This window comes from Synechococcus sp. BA-120 BA3 (assembly GCF_034931285.1).
GTDB lineage: Bacteria > Cyanobacteriota > Cyanobacteriia > PCC-6307 > Cyanobiaceae > Cyanobium.
Window position 1 is genome coordinate 1 of the sequence record NZ_JAYGHZ010000200.1, and the last position, 1,001, is coordinate 1,001.

At 73.2% G+C, this 1,001-nt stretch carries 1 protein-coding gene and 1 pseudogene; both read right to left on the reverse strand.

What is annotated here, in order from left to right:
* A partial coding sequence (locus VB737_RS07255; RefSeq protein WP_500312246.1) for a hypothetical protein occupies positions 1-760 on the reverse strand: 760 nt, incomplete at its 3' end.
* Between the two features lie 69 nt (positions 761-829).
* A pseudogene (locus VB737_RS07260) lies at positions 830-1,001 on the reverse strand (CCA tRNA nucleotidyltransferase); the annotation flags it as partial.

The following is a 1,001-nucleotide window of genomic DNA, read 5'->3' on the forward strand; positions in this document are numbered from 1 at the left end:
GGCGGGCACCGGGCCAGCGCGGCCGCTGCAGCAGCCCCAGCCGCGGCGTGGCGGCGGCCAGCACCAGGGCCAGCCCGGGCAAGGTGCCGTTGAGGGCGATCTGGTGGAAGAAGGAGAAGTTCTGATGCCCCATGCCCAGCAGGAACAGCAGGGCCGTGAGCCAACCGAAGGCCACCCGACCGCTGAGGCGCAGGCTGAGCTGGCAGCTGGCGGCCAGCACCAGGAAGGTGTTCAGTGCCGCCAGCAGGCCGGCCCGCCCCGGGGCCAGGGCCTCGGGGAAGCCGAACAGATAGCTGGCTGCGGTGAAGAACCAGTTGGCCGGCGAGCGGTAGCGCAACGGGTCGAGGCGCACCGTGTCGAGCAGATCGCTGCCGAAGTAGGTCGCGTAGTAGACGAAGCCATCGGAGGGGAACTCCATGACCACCCCCCGCAGACCGAGCGCCAGCGCACAGATCAGGGCGGGAGCCAGCACCGCCAGCAACGGGCGGACCAGGGCCGGGTCGGTCAGCCGCCGGCACCAGCGGCGCGGCCGGATGGCCAGGGTCGCCGCCACCAGGAGCAGGTCGAGGACGACCAGCAGGCCGTAGGACTGGCGCAGCGTGGCCCCCCCCGGCAACAGCGACAGCCAGCCGATGGCGGCCCAGGAGCCAATGCCAAGGACCAGCATCTGCCAGCAGGGACGTCGCCAGCGCCATCCCCACAGCAGCGGTGCTGCGACGGCCAGCAGCAGCGGGAGAAAGGGTTCGCTCAACGCTGTCATTCGGCGCAGGGGAAGCCGATGCCCGGTGACCCTAGGGGACCTGTCGGGCCCGCCATTCGCGGCGACGGCTCAGAGCCGTTCGCCCCGCAGCCGCTCCCCCCGGAGCTCCCGCAGGCGCTCCCCCAGGGCCGGTCCAGGCCGCAGGCCCGCGGCAATCAGCTCGGACGCCGACACCGGGGAGGGGAGGTGGCGCCAGCGGCACCACCAGCGCAGCAGGGGCCGCCGCGGCAGCGCCCCGCTC